We start from the raw sequence: 19,170 nt of genomic DNA, 5'->3' as shown, positions 1-19,170 counted from the left end.
ATTATTTAATTAATTTCTAATCAAATAGAAATTTTACTTTCCAATTTTTAAAATTTTACTAGAAGCTGCAATTGTTTTTGTTACTGTTTCTCCATTAGAATACTTTACTGTAACTTTTACATTTTTACCACAAGTACCTAATCCGAAGTGAACAAAAGTATTATGACTTAATGAGTATTGTGATGCAGATGTACCCACTCTTTGTATTTGGGTATTTCTGCAAGACGAAATAGTAACTAAAGCTCCTAATGGAGAAACATTTTCTTTTGGTGATTTTTTTACCTCTACTGTTAACGCTAAATTATTTGTTTCTGTTTGATTTTTAAATAAACTCCATTTTGCTCTTTCATCACCTATAACTACATCAACTTTACCATCTTTATTATAATCTAAACTTTCTACTGCCATACCAATTCCTCCTAAATCTCTGGTAATAATAGCATGATTTGTTGCTGTTTTAAAAGTAGAGTTTCCGTTATTTAGATATAAGATTGATTCATTATCATACACTAATTCACCTCTTTTAATGACTAACAAATCTTTAAATCCGTTGTTATCATAATCTGCAATAGTAACAGCCATTGTGTGTTCTTCTAAAAACAAATTTGCTTGTTTAGTAACATCTACAAATTTTGAACCTTTGTTTTCTAACAAAATATCATTTTTGCCTTTTGATTGTTGAGATTCTGTAAAGTTTTTTACATTGTGAATAACACCTGTTGCAGGAGCCCAAAGAAACCCAGAAATACGCCATTTTTGGTTGCCTACATAACCAATATACCAACCTTTTTTCGCTTTATAATCTGGATTTTCAGGAAAACCTAAAGCATCACTCATTACTAAACTAATATCTTTACCAGAATGTGTTTCTCCTTTAAACTCATAATCATAAGAAGCTTCTCCAATAAAATAAGTATCGTTATTGGGCCATTGAGATTGAAAATTTTCTAACTCTAAAACTTCACCCGAAACAAAGTCATCTAAATTTAAAATCCCTCTTTTAGTATAAAACCCTAAATCTTTAGTTTCTTTATTGTAGAAAGTTTCTCCTGTTTTAAACTCTAATCCTCTTGTAAAAAACAAGTCCATATCACCATCATTATCATAATCTATTTCTCCAATAGTAGTAACCTCATCAATCTCGAATGGAAATATTTTTTTGGTAACCTCTGTAAAAGTTAAATCGCCTTTTCCTTGATAAGCAATTACATTTTTATATCCGTATAAAATGATATCCATAATGTTATCATTATTAAAATCGGTTATCAATGCTTTTTGACCATTGGCTTTACTTGCAGGAATTGTACCCTGTAAAATTAATTCTCCTAAGCCGTTATTTTTATAGATATAATTTTCACTTGCTCCTTTTTTTGCTCCATCAGGAAATGCAAAATTTAGTAAATCTAAATCGCCATCATTATCTAAATCTACAAATTTTACTGTTCTACCTCTCATTAAAGCCAAAGGTTCTTTAAAGTCTTTCATTACAGAAAACTCTCGCCCTTTTACTTTAAAGATGAGAGAATTTCTTGCATTGCTTCCAGAGCCACCTCCTCTAGACATAATTACCTCTATATGGCCATCATTATCAAAATCTCCAGCAGAAACACCGTGTAAATCTCCCATAATAATATCAAAAGGTTTTGCAAACTTACCTTTGTTATTCCATTGAACTTGAATACCAAATCCGTGATCATTAATCAATAAATCTAAGTATCCATCTTTGTCTAAATCTACCACCACAGGAGCATCCCATTTTCTTAAATTCTTCTCTTGTCTTGGAAAATCTTTTTTAGTTTCTTTGAATTTTACTGATTGTGCAAAAACTGAATTCCCAACTAAAGTGAATACAATAATTGCAGTAAGAAATAATTTACTATTGCTATATTTTTTAAAATCCATAATTAAATTTTTACGACTAATTTTGATTTGTTTTTCTTTTTAGACAACACCCCATAATATTTTTTTACTGATGTACCTTCTCCTACTTCAATTAAATAAGAACCTAGTTCTAGTACTTTTGGTTGATAAGAAACACCCTTAATTCTAACTGAAGAAACTACTTCTTGAGTCTCGCTTTTTCTGATAGTAACTACTTGATTTTCTTTTGATATTTCTAATTTTGGTAATGCATAAGAAATCTTTGGATTAAAATTATCAAACTGAGAAATAGTAACAGGCCAACCTGCATATTGCTTACTATTTGGATCTGTAATATCTATATTTCTACCCCAACATTCAAAAGTGATAGTTCTATTTGGTTTGTTATATTTTATTACTCCAAAACCAGCAACTCTTGTAGATAATTTACCCCCTTCTTCTATTTCTGGCAACGTTGGGTTTGCAACTGCGTGCATTGTAATTTTATTTTGAAATCCATCTAAAAATTCACCTGTATAATTTGGTGCATTTTTAGCTTTGTTTTTTCCTGTTTTTTTAGGATCCCACCAACGCATCCAGTAATTTGCAATTGCAGGTGTACAAAAAGAATAACCTGCATCATCCCAATCATCTACACCATGTTTAATTAATGAGCCTAAATGTTGGTCACCTGCAATCATTGGAGAAAAACTTTTTCTAATTACAGATAAAGCTTTATTTCTTCCAGATTGTGGCCATCCGTTAGAATCAAAATCTGCAAAAATTTCTCTATCATGTTTACCTGTATAATTATTAGCCATTGCAAAAATGGTTTGAGAAAGAACTGTTTTCATTTCTACATTGTCCCAATCTGTAGTCCAATCTTCTAAAAAATCTAGCTGTCTTTTCCCTAATAAAGCTGCTTTTGGACTATCAAAATCTTTTGTGTTTACTGTAGGATCAAAAATAGCATCTACAACCTTTCCTTTGTGTTTAAATATTTTACCTGGACCCGATTTAAATTTTCTATCTTCTAAAATGGCAAAACTTAAACCTCCCCATTTTAAATCTGTATAATAAACTCCAATTCCTTGCTCAATAGGAGTTGGATCGTAAGCATCTGGTAAGTGGCTTGTTTGTGCTCTTTCTACTTCTTTTATATATTCTACTGGCATATAATATCCACCATCAATACCTCTTCTATCTTTACTTTTTATACCACCATTTCCCCATATATTTCCTTGTCCTACATCATGATCATCTACAATACAAATAGTGGGTGTATTTCTAATAATTTCACCAAAATCTTGTCCAAATTTTAGCCAATACAAATAATGCTCACTATGGTCATAAACTTGGTCTCCAGAGAAAAACAATAAATCTGGTTGTATTTTTTTAATATTTTCTACAAGATCTGTTTTTGGAATGTCTCCACCATGACTAGGGTAAATAGAATTACAAGTTAATGCTGCTAATACAAAATTGTCTTTATGAATTGGGTTTTTACGAATAATACCTTCATAAAAGGCTTTGTTATTATGCGCAACTCTGTATTTTCTTTCTTTGGTATCATCCCAATTTTCTATTCTAAAAAGAGCTGTATATCCTGGATAATGGATTGAAGCTTCTGCTTTTTGAATCCATTTTCCGTTTTCATTAATTTCTAATGTTGCTTCAAATGGTTCGTAATTTTTTATAGGATAAAACTGAGCTGTTAACTTTACAATATTCTCGTGCACAGTATACATTGCAAAAGCAATTCTATCTTCTGGCTTTATGTTTTTTGGTAATTCAAGAAAATTTTGTCCTTTAATACTAAATGACAAAAACAATAAGATAATTAATAATTGGGTTTTCATTTTATCCTTTTATTATTTATTCCAAACTACTGGTATAAAAACTGTCATTTCTGCTTGACCTCTATTACTCCAAGCATAATATGGTACTAATTGAGTTTTAAAAGTTGTAAATGAAGGTTTTGTAATAGTTTGATACATATCATCATTTTTACCAGATCTAATTAAAAGCTCTGTTTCAACCACAGTTACGCCACCAAGAAAATCATCTTTATAAACCGCTTCTAAAGTAGTATCACCATTTAAATACACATCTAAAATAGACGTGTTTTTTGGTAAATCTGGTGTTTCAATAACATATACAATTGGACCTCTTTTTACAGCAACCTGGTTTCTTACTTCTTCAATTCTATTATGACCTTCTACCATTGTAACTTCCATCGGCATATCTAAAACAATAGTATCTCCTGCCTTCCAAGTTCTTTTGATAACTGCAAAACTCCCTCTATTTACGGCTACATTTGCATTTTCTCCATTTACTTTTATAGCACTTCCAACTGCCCATTTAGGAATTCTAACTTTAATCTCAAAAGCTGTATCTTTACATTCATCCACAGTTATTTTCACAATTCCTTTCCACGGATATTCTGTGTCTTGAGATAATTTTATAGGAGAACCATCTAACATTCTAGTGTCTAATTTATTTCCACCAAATAAAACTACTGCTACTCCATTTTCTGATAAATTATATGCCCAACCAGAACTTTTACAAATAGTTCTAACTAAGTTTGGCGGACAACAAAAACATTCTAAATAAGGTTGCCTTACCGGACTTTCTGTAACATCTGCATGTGAATCATAGTCTCTAGAATTGTTAACCATTCTTAAAGGATTCGAATAAAAATAATCTTTACCTTCAATACTTATTCCAGATAAACCACTATTATATAAAACTAATTCAATAATATCTGCATATCTAGACTCATCTTTTATTGCCATCATTCTGCTACTAAACATGGCATTACATAAGTTTGCACATGTTTCATTATAGGCTGTCATATTTGGCATCATATAAGCATCAATAAAGCCTTCTTCAATCATATCTAAACTTGTAGAAGCACCATAATGTGCTTGACCAACTGCACCTGTAACATACATTTTTTTGCCTGTAACATTTTCCCATAAAGCATCTAAAGCATCAATTAATGCTTTTTCGCCAGTTTCTGCGTACACATCTGCAGCACCTGCATAATAATACAGTGCTAAAACTGCGTGTCCAACCGCTTCTTTAGATTCTCTAAAAGGTGTTCTTTCTTGAACCATATCTCCAATCGGATATCCAATTGTAGTATCATCGTGTTTAATTTCGTAAGTTCCTCTTCTGTTGATAAACTTTTCTGCCAATTTTAAATATTTAGCATCTCTAGTAGTTCTGTACAATTCAACTAACCCCATAATTTGAGTTTGATTAAATCCAAAACGCTGATAATGCTTAGTATCTGGCATAAAATACGTGTATAATAAATCTGCCATTTTAACAGCAATATCTAAAAAATTACGTTGCCCAGTAATTCTAAAATGCACAGAACCTGCAATAAATAAATGTCCGAAATTGTACATTTCATGGTACTTTCTGTTTTCAAAACGATCTACACCATCTGTAATTTGAACATGCGTATGAATGTACCCATCATCTTCTTGCGCTCTACCAATAACGGCTATATATTCATCTAATTCTTTTAAAACAGACTCATTTTTTGTAAGTCCGTAAATGTACATTTTGGCTTCCATAAACTTATAAAAATCGCCATCATGCCAATAAAAACCTTTATGAGCACCCTCTTTTTCTCCTGCAGCAATTTTAAAATTATTTAACCCATGACCAATATCACCACATAAAAGGTTACCCATATAAGGCAACATTTTGTCTTCTGCAGATTTTACTTTTTGCGACCAGAAACCTGAATCCCATTTACAATCACCAAAATTAATACTCTTTAATTTTACAAACGGACTTTCTGCATTGTTTGTAATTGCATTATTATGAAGATTTAATGTAGTACTCATTTGTATTTTTTTTATGTTTTATATTGAGACTTAACAAGCTTAAACAATTTGTTAAACTCACCAATTTTTATTAATTTATTTTTTCTTGATAACAATATTATCTATATAAAGTTTTGCCGCTCGTGTTTTAGGCAAATCTTCTTTTCTAACTTCAATAGCAATGGCATCTTTTTCTCCGGATGCAACAGTTCTAGAAAAGGTACTTTCTAAAGTAATCCACTCTCGTCTTTTAAGTTTTCTAAGATCTAAAAAAGTTACTTCTAATGCTGGATCTTGTAAAACCAAGTGAATTTTATCAGCAATAACACCTTGGTCTAACCAAACTTTTGCAGATATTGTAAATTCTCCAGCTTCAAGTTTTAATGAACCTTCAGGTGCCATAGCAACTGCTTTTTCTACCTTTAAACTATCCGTTTTACTAAATCCAGAAAATTCTAAACTATTTACACCTTGGTAATAATCGCCATAAGCAATTGATAAATATTTTGCTGAACCTTCATTTATATTCCAAAATTTCTGATAATCGTCTGGCACAGAACTTTCTGGTAATAATGTTAAAGGTCTAGGGTTTTCTTCAAATAAAATTGGCCCTTCGAAACCGTAAAAAGCAGCATCCTTTGCTAGCAAATTATCAGAAGGTTTTTGCCAAACTCTCATATATTCAATTTCGAAATCTACTGGTAATTCTTCTTTATGAGGCAAACCTAACCAGAAGAAAATCTCTGAATCTAACCATACTTCCATTGGATTATTTAACACAAAAGAAGTACCTAATTGATCTTGTGTAAAATGACGAATTAATTTACCATCAATAAATAGTTTTAAATAATCTACACCCCATTCTGCTCCATATACATGAAAATCATCAGCAGTTCTAAAATCTAAATTTTCATCATGATTAAATATTTTAGTAGGTCTTTGTGCTGGCGGGCTCCAATCATGAGCCGTGGCTAAATAAGAATCTGCTCTAATGTTTCCTTTATTTTTAGGATTTCCCATCAACTCGAAAACATCTAATTCTTGTTCGTGACCAATTGCCCAAAAAGCGCCGGTAATAGCAGCATTTCCAACTTTAGATTTCACTTCCATATAACCATACAAAAAACGTTTATTTGTTAAAACACCTGCAGTAGTAACTGGCATTGGTGTTCCGTCTTTGTAAACTCCATATTGAGACGATCCCATATTACCATCAGCATAACTTTCTTTGATAAAAGGATACTCTGGTTCCCAAGCTGTTCTTAGTTTTAATTTATCATCTTCTACAATTACATTTTTAGCTACAAATTGAGATGGAGCGCGTCCTTTCCAAATATAATACCTATCATTTAAGCCTTCCACAAACCACTTAACTGTGTCTATTTCTGTTCCCTTAAACTCATCACTTAAATCTTCATTTAACACCCAACCACCTTTATTCTGTTGATCAGAAAAAGGCATTGGAGTCTTGACTTCAATTTTCACATTATTTACAGTAGATTTTTGTGCATCACAACTCAAACTCGTTAAAGTTAGCATTGCAAACAAAGAAATAAACAAGTAATTTTTAAATATCTTCATTTTAATAATTGTTGGTTCTTATTTTATATTTTTTATTTCAATATCATCAATATATAGCTTTGCAGCTTTTGTTTCTGGTAAATCTTCTTTTCTAATTTCTATAATCATTCCATCACCTTTTGTAGATGCTGTAGCTCTAGAAATCTTATGTTCAATAGTTACCCACTCTTTTCTCGGAATCTTCTTTAAGCCAGAGAAAACCAAATAGGCTTTAGGATCCATTAAGGATACATGAATAGAATCTGTAATTCTACCTTGATCTAACCAAACCTTCATTGATATAGTATAATCTCCTGCTGGTAAATTTAAAGCACCTTTAGGTGTTTTTATAAGTACTTTATCTACGTTCAATGAATCGTTTTTTCCATATCCAAAAAACTGTAAAGATTCTACACCACTATTGTAATGTCCTTCTGTAATTTTTAAATATTTTTCTGAACCCTCACTAAATAACCAAAATTTTTGATAATCGTTTGCTTCTGAATTTTCTGGAACCATTGTTAATGGTTTAGGGCTTTCTTCAAATAAAATTGGACCTTCAAAACCATAAAAAGCCCTGGCTTTTGCTAAAACATTATCTGATTCTTTTTGCCAAACTCTTACATATTCTGCTTCAAAAGTTGCTGGTAATTCTTCTTTATGAGGAACACCTAACCATTTAAAAATCTCAGAATCCACCCATATTTCCATCGGATTATTCAATACCCAATCTGTACCTAATTCATCTTGAGTAAAGCTATGAATAAATTTACCATCTCTATATATTTTCAAATAATCTTGTCCCCATTCCACTCCATACACATGAAAATCATCCGAAGTTATGTAAGGTAAAGTTTCATCATAACCAAAAGCCTTTGTTGGTCTTGTTGATGGTGGACTCCAATCATGAATTGCTGTTCTGTTTGTTTTATTTGAAATAGAACCTTCTTTAGCAATTTTTGGCACCGCTAACTGCTCATACATATCTAACTCTTGCTCAAAACCAATTGCCCAAAATGCTGCTGTCATTGCTGCATGAGGTGCTTTTGATTTTATTTCCATATAACCATTTAAAAACCTTTTTTTACTTACAATTGCTGCAGTAGTAACTGGCATTGGTTTACCTTCATGAACTCCATAAGTGTCTTTATGAGCACCATCTGCATAACTTTCTTTTGCGAAATTATAATCTGGTTCCCATTGCGTTTTTAAAATTAATTTTCCGTTTTCTACAATTACATTATGTGGTGCATATTGAGAAGGAGCTCGTCCTTTCCAAATATAATAATCTCCATTCTGACCTTCAACAAACCATTTTGAAGTGTCTATTTCTGTCCCTTCAAATTCATCAGAAATTTCTTCATTTAAAACCCAACCTTCTTCGTTTTCTGAATCTGAAGCAGGATAAATTTTTGAAGTAAAAACGTCTCCTTTTTCTGATGTTGATTTTGCACAACTAAATCCGAAAAACAAAAATGATATAACTAATATTTTGTAAAATATTTTCAATGAATTGGTTTTAACTTTTATTGTATACTTACTAATTTACTTACTTTTATCGTATTGTTCCATTTCTTTTTTTACCAATTCTGGAGTTCTATAACGATCCATTCTATCAATATCATATTTTTCGAAACGCTGTTGTAACATCCATAATGGGCGCTCTTGAGTTAACTCCCAAGCAAATAATTTTTTGAACATCATTTTTACACGCTCTGGTTCTTGTGAAGCTAAATTATTTTGCTCTGTAATATCTTTAGTTAAGTCATATAATTCTGCAGGTCTATCAGCAAAACGGATTAGTTTCCAGTCATTTTCTCTATAAACTGCTCTTGCTTCTTTCTTCCAATATAATTCTTTATGAGGTCTTGCTTTGTTAGCTCCATTTACAAAAGGCACAATATTTACACCGTCAATTTCTTCTAAATCTTTAACATCACCTCCACCTGCAGCAAAAAAAGTTGGTAATAAATCCATAGTACTTACTGGATAATCATATACTTTACCAGCTTTTAATTTTTTAGGCCATTTCATTAAGAAAGGAACTCTTAAACCTCCTTCTAAATGGTTAGATTTTGTTCCACTTAAAGGTAAATTTAAAGATGCATTTTTATCAGTTGGACCTCCATTATCATTAGAGAAAACAATAATTGTATTCTCATCTAAACCTAGTTCTTTTAACTTATCTAAAACTTTACCACAAGCCCTATCTAAAGCGAATGTCATAGCAGCTACTTGCTGACGTTTTCCTTTTAAATTAGGAAATTTTGCCAAATCTTCTTTTGTAGCATGCATAGGCGTATGAACCGCATTAAATGCTAAGTAAATAAAGAAAGGATTATTTTTATTTTTCTCTATAAAAGAGATTGCTTCATCTGCAAAAGCATCTGTTGCATATTTTTTAGGTTCTTCAAAAATCTCAAAGTTTCTTTCCATTTTATTGTCATGATGAACTCCATTAAAGTTACTGTAAGGAAAATAACTTCTTGCCCCTCCTCTAAAACCATAAAACTCATCAAAACCTCTTTTTAAAGGATGAAAACGATCTGCATTTCCTAAATGCCATTTACCATAAACAGCACTTTTATATCCAATTGTTTTTAAATAATCTGCTATTGTTTTTTGATCTACAGGTAAGCCCATATCATCACCTAAAAACTTCGAGTTTGGACTCATATAATTAGGAACATTGATTTCTTGGTACCCAAATTTCTGTTGATATTTTCCAGTGATTAATCCAGCTCTAGAAGGGCCACAAGTAGCATCTGTTACATAACCTTGTGTAAATTTTACACCTTCTTTTGCTAATTTATCTAAATTAGGAGTAATCATCACTTTGCTTCCTTGAAAGCCAAAGTCTTGATAACCTGCATCATCAGAAAACAAGAAAATAATATTTGGTTTCTTTTGTGCGCAACTAGTTACTGTAATTGCTAAGCAAATAATTGTAATAATTTTTTTCATATTTTTCAAATAGGATGAGTATTTAAAACAAAGATATCTTACAAAGTAAGTTTAAAAAACCCCTTAATATATCGTATAATTTATCTTTTTATAACACTATTTTACCATGGTTTTTAAAGTAAAAAACACTTATTAAATATAATTGATTTATAAACTCTTTTAAAACAAAAAATCTGCTAGCAAAAATGCTAACAGATTTAATGTACTAAAATTAATTTTGATCATTAAAACCCTGTACCAGGTGCTTCTGGTGTTGGCGAAGCAGCTTGTGCCTTTTGTGGACTTAAAATCATATATGTACCAAGAGCTGTTAAAGCTGCGTATTTACCGTAATTTCCAATCTTTTTAATAGCTTCTTTACGTGAAATATCTTGAGTTGTATCTTGTGTGTTTTCTACTTGTTTTTTCATGATATATGTCTTTTTAAACTTTCGTTAATTATTCTAAAATGATTTTCTTGTTTAATTTGCCTTCAACAGTTGTTAACTGAACTACATAAACTCCTGCTGCTAATTTTGGTAAAGAGATTTCTTTAACTCCATTTGCCTCAAAAGAAGAACTTAATACATTTTTACCAAGAATATTAAATACTGAAATAGATGCTTTACCATTTTTTAAACCTGCAACTTTTAATGTTGAATTATCAGATTTATAAATACTAACGCTGTTTAAAAATAAATTATCTGTAGATAAAGCTGATGCTTTTGTATGTAAGTAAAAACGACCTATACCATTAGAAACTTCTGTTAAACTCACTTTATATTCTGAATTTAAAACATCTAATTGAGTAAACGTATTTTCTTGTCTGTCTTCTAAAAATACTTTTAAACCAGAAGGGATGTTTTTTGCTTCTAAAGTAAATGTAATTTCAGAAGATTCAGCAACATCAATACCTACAGGTATTACCATAGACTCTATATTTGAACTAGGTAAAGATTGTATTTGGTATTTTTTCGATTCATTGTTTTCTAATAAATGCGTATAAACTGAAAAACTATTTGGAATTCCTTCAAAAACTTTACCTTCATAACCATTATCATAACCTAAAGTTGAATTATTTAAATAATTAACTTTTGCATATCTATGAGTTTTACCATTATTTACTTTAAGAATAATTTCTGCTTTTGAAGATTTCTGAAAAGTATCTCCACCAATAGATTGATTACTCTGTTTAAAGTTTAAAGTTCCCCCAGCATTAACTTGTACGAAAAATGCTTGTCCTGGTGCTAACATAAAATTATCTCCTGATGGTTTTGATTCATAAGTATTTCCATCATCATTCCACACCCATATTTCTGATGATTCAAATAAACCAGAATTGTCTGTATCTGTTAAAAATGTTCCACTATTTACTAAAGCTGAATAAGGACTACCTAATAGATTAAATCCATTACCTGCTTTAGTTACAGTAACATCAACACCATCTTCACTAGAATTTATTGTTCCTGTAAAAGAAATATCACCTGCTGAACTTTGCTTTACAATATATCCCTTACCAGCTTCAAAAGTTGTAGCGTTAGAATTATTTGCTAATAAATAAGTAAATTCATCTGAGCTTTCTGTATACCAAGCTACACCTCTTTTATTTGTATCTGCACTTATAGCAATATTGTTAGTTCCAGCATCTGCCCAAGTAGTGTTTAATGCAGCTCCTGAAAAAGGTGCTGTCATAGAAAACCAACCTTCTAACCCTGTAGCTGCTCCATCACTAGTGGCAGCTGGTAAAGTACGAACAAAACTTGCATTACCAGTTGAATTTCCTTTAACAATTAATTGAGCGCCAGCTTCTAAATTTAAACTCCCAACAATATCTAAATCTGAATTTAAAGTAAGAGAATGACCAGCTTTTATTGTTAATGTATTTCCAGTAGTAATATCAATTGGACCATCTGAAACCACTGCAGAGTTTATGGATAAATCTGCATCAACTGTTTTAGAGTCTCCTTGATCTGGAAGAGTACCACCCCAAGAACCTGAAGCCTCCCATGTACCAGGAGTTGCTGCTGTTGTTACTGGAAAAACACCTGAGCTTAATTTATCTAAATATAAAATATCTCCAGAATTAAAATCGGTTGCTGCACCAGAGTTATATTCTATTGCAAACCAAAACCTCATTTGATTAAACTCTGCTGTTGCTGTGATATCAAAAGTTAATTCTTCCCAACTACCGTCTGTTTTTGTTGTTGTTAAAGTTTCAGTAATATTAGTGTTAGCACCATTTAACCTTGTGTTAAACCTTACTGATAATTCTGTAACCTCAGACCTATTCGTTTTAACCCACATTTTAACTTGTAATTTTGTTCCAATAGGAAAACTACTAGGGGAATATTCTTTTTGAAAAGCATTAAATGTATACTGAGTTCTTGTTTGGTCTTGAGAATATTCATATTTTAAAACCCCAACACCGTCTTTTGCATCCGCTAAATTCACAAAACTTCTAGTACCATCATCTAAATTTCCTGTATAGTTTGAATCTTCTGTTGTGTCTTCAAAGCTTGGATTTGGAATAAACTCTGAAAACTCATCTGCTGGCATTGCATTTAAAAAAGTAATCTCATCTAAAAAGAATGCAGAACCCACAGCATCTCCTGAAGCTGGGACTGAAACTGACCCTTTAACCAAAATATCTAGATTGTTTACACTATTAGTCCATGCAGCTACACCAGACATATCAATATATAAAGTTTTCCAATCACTAGAATTAGAATCAATACTAGCAATAGTAGTGCCCAAATCTGTTTCTGTAGTACCATCAGTACTTTTACCTTTAATTTGAATATTTGGAGCAGTTGTTTCGTTTTTGTATCTTATTTTTATTACTTTTTTTGTTGAAGCATCAATACCATCATTAAAGCCAAAGTTAGAGTTATTATTATTATCTCTAACAAGTTTAAAAGCTCCATCTCCAGTAAGACCTCCAGTTGGATCGTGACTTCTAGTACCATTACCATAACCAATATTATAGTATTGAAAACTGGCATTATCACTAAATGTTTGATCATGTGTCTGTGCATTCATATTTACACTTAATAACCCCAAAAAGGCAAGTATAAACAAGTAATTTTTTTGTAATTTTTTGTTCATGATTAATTTTTTTGTTAATAAATAATTATCTGTAAAACTAATATTAGAATTGATTAAATTTTAAGCAAATATTAACATTAAGTAGTGTAATATTACCTTTTTTATATACCAAATTGATATCTTTACTTAAAACTTAAAAACTCTTTCAATTAATTATCTATCCAAAACTATAGTGATAGCTGCTTTTTTAGGTGTCTTTCCGTACTATTTATGTAATTCTTAGTAATTTTTTACCAATTTTATAGGAATTATACTATTTTCTATAAAAAAAGTCTAAAACAATTGTTTTAGACTTTTATAGTTTAATTCCTTGTCTATAAATTGATTGATTCTCAATATAAACTATACAAATTTACAATCGTAAACTCACTTGGACTGACAAGCTTCTTGTAATTATCACATAGAAACCTATGTTTAAAAAATACTATGTTTCTATGTGATGAAAACTTGACTTTTAGATTTAAATACTAGAAATGTAAAAAATGAGTTCTCAACTGCGCTCTAACTGACAAATCGTATGCGTTCTCGTTACTATTACGAAAAAAAACAATCGAAACGACTAACAGTTAACAACCTTATAATTTAATAATCTTTTCAATTGATAAATTAGCATCTGCTTTTACCCTTAAAACATACATTCCAGAACTTAAGTTAGATATATCGACATTTTTCTTTATCATATTTTTTACATTTATTTTTTTTATCAGTTTGCCTGTAATTGACAACACTTCTATATCAACATTTTTATACGTATTATTTAATTGTATTGTAACATTTTTAGACACAGGATTCGGATAAATATTTAATTGATAAGCATTTTGAGTTGATAAACTTAACGTACCTGCAGTACCAATGTTTCCTGACACATCTCCAGAAGTTGTATCAAAACTCCATAAATTGTATTCTGCATCTTCAGAAAAAGACCAATTACTTACATCATTAATACTTGCTCTTAATTGAGCAGGTGTTCCAGATAATTTGCCTGTATACACTCCAAAATCATGTTTTTCTCCAACAATATTTGCATTTACTCCATTGGTTAACGCCGTTGGTAAATCACTTCTAGAGTTTCCACCACCATTACCCCAACCAAGTGCAGTATTGATTCCTGTTATCCATGCTGTTGAATTTGCATCTGTTGGTAGTACAAAAGGATCTGCTTGAAAAATTAAGATACCTTCTCCATTTACAGAAAAATCAAAATCTCCATCACTAGATTCTGCCGTTTTACCTGTATAATCGTGAGAAGTTGACCCCACAACTACTTCTGCATTATCTAGAACTTGTTTAACACTGCCATTATCATCAAGAATAAAAATATCGCCAGTAGTATAAGCTGCTCCTGGAGACCAAGTCCAAATATCATCTACACTATAATCTCCTGTAAATGCATTTGAAGAATTACTCCATGTTCTATTAGAAATTGACAATTTAGTAGTTGCGCTAATATCTTTTAACAGCATAAAAGCTAGTTTCCCTTTTCCAGCTTTCCAACCCACTATTGCAATATCTCCTGCTGTTAATACTGTTGGTTCAATTACATCAAAAATATTTATTTCTGCTGGTGTACTTTCTACAGATCCAAAAGTTGTTGTTGCTAATGTAATAATTACTGATTCACTTATTTCATCTAATCCATCTTCTGTTGCAACAATATTAATTTCTGATGCATTTGTGCCATTCATAATTGTAACTGTACCAGATAATGTAGTATAATCTGTACCATCTGTAGCATCGCCACTTATTGTATATGTTACATCTATATCTTCGGTTGCCATTACTCCTTCTGGTAAACTTACTGTAAAAACACCATTAACAATTCCTTCAGTAGCATCCGTAGTTTTAGCTATTGAAATTTTACTAAGTTCACCTTCTAATTTTAACAACGGAGTTTCAAAAAGTCGGTCATAACCAGGTAAAGTACCATCTTCCCAAAGAAAACTATGAACATGACCATCACCAATACCATCACCATCAACATCTTCATTATCATTGTCATACCAAGCTGGTTTCACATCTTTAAAGTCAACTACTAATGCAATTGCTCTGTCTAAAATATCTTGAACAATTTCCTCGCCATTTGGATCGCTATTTCTAACGTCTGTTTCTTCTCCTGGATCTGTAGCAATATCATATAAACTCCATTTACCACCATTTGCTGTTTTTACAATTTTCCAATGATCATAAGCAATTCCACCATTATGAAAACCATTTTGAGGTCTCATAATTAAAATCTGATCATCTGGTCTTGCATCTTCTCCAGCTATTAATTTGTCCATAAAATTAACCCCGTCTATTGTTTTCCCAGCAGGCACAGTTTCACCAGCTAACGCTACTAAAGTAGGATAGATATCTAAAGAACTAATTTGATGATTATAAGTAGCACTACTTGTAATTTTATTTGGCCAACTTACAAACATTGGCACTTTATGTCCACCTTCTTTTACACTTCCTTTTAAAGCATCTAAAGGCCAATTTACTGCTCCTTTACTATAGGTATACCCACCATTGTCACTTAAAAAGATAATAACAGTGTTGTTAAATTTTGTCATGTCTTTTTTTAACTCTGTAACCAATCTACCAATATTTTTATCCATATTTGTTACCATCGTAGCATAGGTAATACGTGCTTGCACAAATTTTTCAATTAATTCTGCTTTCTTAGCAGGATCTGCTTCTTTAGTAACAGGCGTCGATTCCGTAATGTATGTGCTATTTCTTATTAAGTTTTCAAAATTAGGATTATCTAATTTAAACTGTGCCACTTCTGCTTCAGGCGCTTGTAAAGGTGTATGTGGTGCATTATAAGACAAATACATAAAATAAGGATCAGAAGAACCTGCAACACTATTTGCATACCCAATTGCTTCATCCGTAAGTAAATCTGTTAAATAGTCTTCATTTTCTGCATTGCTATATTCGTCTCTAGCAACATAACCTCTATCTCTCCAAATAGGATCTTGATATTCGTTTGTTACAGGATTTGCACCACCTAATCTATTATAAAAACCATCTTCATATTCACTTTCAAAGTAGTTTTTTCCACCTCCTAAAAATCCATAAAAATAATCAAAACCTCTATCAAGTGGCTGGTAAGAACCTTCTTTAAAACCCAAATGCCATTTACCAAACGCAGCTGTATTATAGCTAGAATTTTGTAATACTGATGAAAAATAAGTTTCATTTTCTGGCACACCTAATGTTGATGTAATATCATTTGGTAAATTATATTGAGCACCAATTCTATGAGGCATCATACCAGTTAATAACGCAACTCTACTTGGTCCACAAAAAGGATGCGCTACGTGTGCATTTTTTACAACAATTCCTGTACTTGCTAAAGCATCTATATTTGGAGTAGGAATTACACCTCTATCAACCGGAAAAGTTGCATCTCTATTAAAACCAACATCTGCATACCCTAAATCGTCGGCTAAAATGACAATGATATTTGGCCTTGTTCCGCTTGTTGTTTGTGCTATAGTATTAAAAGCTATTAACGCGAAACAACAAACGCTAATTCTAGTTAAGATATTTTTCATGTTCATGTAATTAAATTTATTTATTTGATAATTATTTTTTTAATTTGTTTTGTGTTTTCTGACATAATTGAAAGAAAATAAACACCAGATGATAAGTTAGAAACATCTATTTTAGAAGTACTCACATTATTTTCTTTCACTTTTTTTACTGATTTACCAAAAGTTGTAAAAATCTCTATTTCAAATCTAGGCTGACTTTCTCCAAAATTTAGATACAAATAATCATTTACAGGATTAGGGAAAACTGTTAATTTAAAAGTAGAATTCTCTGACAAACTCAAAGTACCTGCAACACCAATATCACCAGAAATATTATTAGAATTGTCGTTAAAACTCCACAATTTGTAAACTGTGTCTTCAGAAAAAGCCCAATTATTAGCATTATTAATACTAGCTCTTAATTCAGCCGATGTTCCAGATAACTTACCTTTATAAACTCCAAAATCATGTTTTTCTCCTACACTAGTTGCATTTATTCCATTTGTTAATGCTGTTGGTAATTCGCAAGCAGAGTTTCCTCCTCCAAGCCCCCAACCTTGTGCTGTATTTAAACCAGTTACCCAAGCAGTAGAATTTGCATTTGTTGGCAATAAAAAAGGATCTGTTTGAAAAATCAAAATACCTTCTCCGTTTGCTGACAAATCAAAATCTCCATCACTATTTTGAGAAACTTTTCCTGTATAATCATGAGTAGTTGTACCAACAATTATTTCTTCATTACCTACAACTTGTTTAATTTGTCCATCGGCATCTAACATCAATATAGTACCAGTTTTAAATGCTGCACCTGAAGTCCATGTCCAAATATCATCAACTGAATAATCGCCTGTAAATTCACTTTGAGAATTATTCCAAGTTCTATTAGATATTGACAATTTGGTTGCTGATGTAATCTCTTTTAAAAGCATAAATGCCAATTTACCGTTTCCGGCTTGCCAACCAAGAATAGCAATATCTCCTGCTGTTAATTTTGTAGATTCAATAACATCAGAAATCTGAATACTTGTTTCGGTTGTATTTACAGTTTTTGTACTCGAAAACAACAACGTTATAGTAACGGTTTCTTGATCTTCATCAATATGATCTTCAATTGCATTAATATTTATTTGAGCAGAATTCTTTCCGTTTGCTATCGTTACAGTTCTTGGTATTGATGTATAGTCTGTTCCTTCAATTGCATTACCGCCAACTGAAAATGTTATATTAATATCTTCAGTTGCAATTTCTCCGTTTGATAAAGCAACAGTAAAAACACCATCTGTAACACCTTCAATAGCATTTGTGCTTCCCGTTACATTTATTTGACCAGATTGTTTTTGCCAAACTCTAATATATTCAATTTGATATTCTGCAGGTTGCTCTAAGTCTGATGCTTCTGGCAAACCTAACCAAGGAAACGTTTCTGAATCGAACCAAACCCAATAAGGCACATCTGTTACCCATCTATCTGGTTCTGCTCCGTTGTTTGTTATTTCAGACTTTAATATCGTTCCGTTTGGATGCAAAACGCCATCAATATAAACTTTTATATATTCTGATGTCCATTCAAAACCATACACATGAAAATCGTCTGCGGTATTATTTTCTGCTTGTATAAATCTAGAATGTGTTGTTCCTACAGATTGTCCTGCAGCAGTTGCAGCTTGTTTGATGGAGTTATTAGGATCCCAACTTATGATATTCAATTTTAGCCTTTTTTTCCAGGCATCATTTGTTTTATGACCTCCAAACATTTCGAACATATCTAATTCTGATGCTCCAGTTGCCCCACCAGGACCTGTAGTCCAAAAAGAACTTGTTATTTCTGCATTTGCTGCCTTAGATTTAATTTCCATATATCCGTATAGAAATTGTTTTTTACTAATTACAGCTGCTGTAGTTATGTTTTCGTAAGAATCTCCGTTTGCATCAACGGTTGGATTAAAATTATAATTAGGCTCCCATTTTGTAAGAATTTTTAATTTACCGTCTTCTAAAATTGCATTTTCTGTTGAAAATTGAGAAGGAGCTCGCCCTTTAAAATTAGATTGATATTCGTCATTTCTACCTTGAATTAACCATTGTGTTTCATCAAGTGAAACAGCTTCAAATTCATCAGAAATATCGGTATTTAGAACCCAATTACCAGTATTTTCTTGATCTGATAAGGGTAACTTTTGAGCACTTAAATTATAGTAAAATAATACAAATGCAAAAATCAGAAAAAAAAGAAAATTGTTACTATTCCTATTAAAATGTAATTTTATTTTCAAGGCAGATAATTTTAAGAAACTAAATAAAATAGTTTCTCAAAAATAAAACAGATGTAAAGTTTACAA

Annotated in this window: 10 protein-coding genes; all 10 read right to left on the bottom strand. The window is 31.4% G+C overall.

The features are described 5' to 3' along the window. Positions 1-33: 33 nt before the first annotated feature. The gene (locus BLT70_RS02340; RefSeq protein WP_091891009.1) at positions 34-1,902 is read right to left on the bottom strand and encodes a CRTAC1 family protein; all 1,869 of its coding nucleotides are present in this window, start codon (positions 1,900-1,902) and stop codon (positions 34-36) included. A gap of 2 nt (positions 1,903-1,904) precedes the next feature. Further along, entirely contained in the window at positions 1,905-3,719 is a 1,815-nt protein-coding gene (locus BLT70_RS02335) for an alkaline phosphatase D family protein (RefSeq protein ID WP_091891007.1), read from the bottom strand. Positions 3,720-3,731: 12 nt separating this feature from the next. Further along, positions 3,732-5,723 (bottom strand): glycoside hydrolase family 127 protein, encoded by a 1,992-nt coding sequence (locus BLT70_RS02330; RefSeq protein ID WP_091891005.1) that lies wholly within the window; start codon positions 5,721-5,723, stop codon positions 3,732-3,734. Positions 5,724-5,798: 75 nt separating this feature from the next. Next, positions 5,799-7,283 carry a family 16 glycosylhydrolase gene (locus BLT70_RS02325; RefSeq protein ID WP_091891002.1) on the bottom strand — a complete coding sequence of 495 codons (1,485 nt, stop codon included), beginning with the start codon at positions 7,281-7,283 and terminating at the stop codon, positions 5,799-5,801. A gap of 18 nt (positions 7,284-7,301) precedes the next feature. Then, complete coding sequence (locus BLT70_RS02320; protein WP_231962797.1) at positions 7,302-8,771, bottom strand: family 16 glycosylhydrolase; 1,470 nt, start codon at positions 8,769-8,771, stop codon at positions 7,302-7,304. Positions 8,772-8,807: 36 nt separating this feature from the next. After that, the gene (locus tag BLT70_RS02315) at positions 8,808-10,226 is read right to left on the bottom strand and encodes a sulfatase-like hydrolase/transferase (RefSeq protein WP_091891000.1); all 1,419 of its coding nucleotides are present in this window, start codon (positions 10,224-10,226) and stop codon (positions 8,808-8,810) included. 224 nt (positions 10,227-10,450) lie between these two features. After that, complete coding sequence (locus tag BLT70_RS02310) at positions 10,451-10,636, bottom strand: hypothetical protein (protein WP_091890998.1); 186 nt, start codon at positions 10,634-10,636, stop codon at positions 10,451-10,453. Positions 10,637-10,664: 28 nt separating this feature from the next. Further along, a complete protein-coding gene (locus BLT70_RS02305) occupies positions 10,665-13,310 on the bottom strand; it encodes a T9SS type A sorting domain-containing protein (protein WP_091890995.1) in 2,646 nt (881 codons plus the stop codon). Between the two features lie 575 nt (positions 13,311-13,885). Beyond that, positions 13,886-16,852 (bottom strand): sulfatase-like hydrolase/transferase, encoded by a 2,967-nt coding sequence (locus BLT70_RS02300; protein WP_172824373.1) that lies wholly within the window; start codon positions 16,850-16,852, stop codon positions 13,886-13,888. A 20-nt stretch (positions 16,853-16,872) separates the two neighbouring features. Next, on the bottom strand, positions 16,873-19,104 hold the full coding sequence (locus BLT70_RS02295; protein ID WP_091890989.1) for a T9SS type A sorting domain-containing protein: 2,232 nt from the start codon (positions 19,102-19,104) through the stop codon (positions 16,873-16,875). Positions 19,105-19,170: the final 66 nt, after the last annotated feature.

It is taken from the genome of Polaribacter sp. KT25b, from assembly GCF_900105145.1.
Taxonomy (GTDB): Bacteria; Bacteroidota; Bacteroidia; order Flavobacteriales; family Flavobacteriaceae; genus Polaribacter.
The sequence above is the reverse complement of the archived record's forward strand: the minus strand, read 5'-3'. Positions and strand labels throughout refer to the sequence as shown.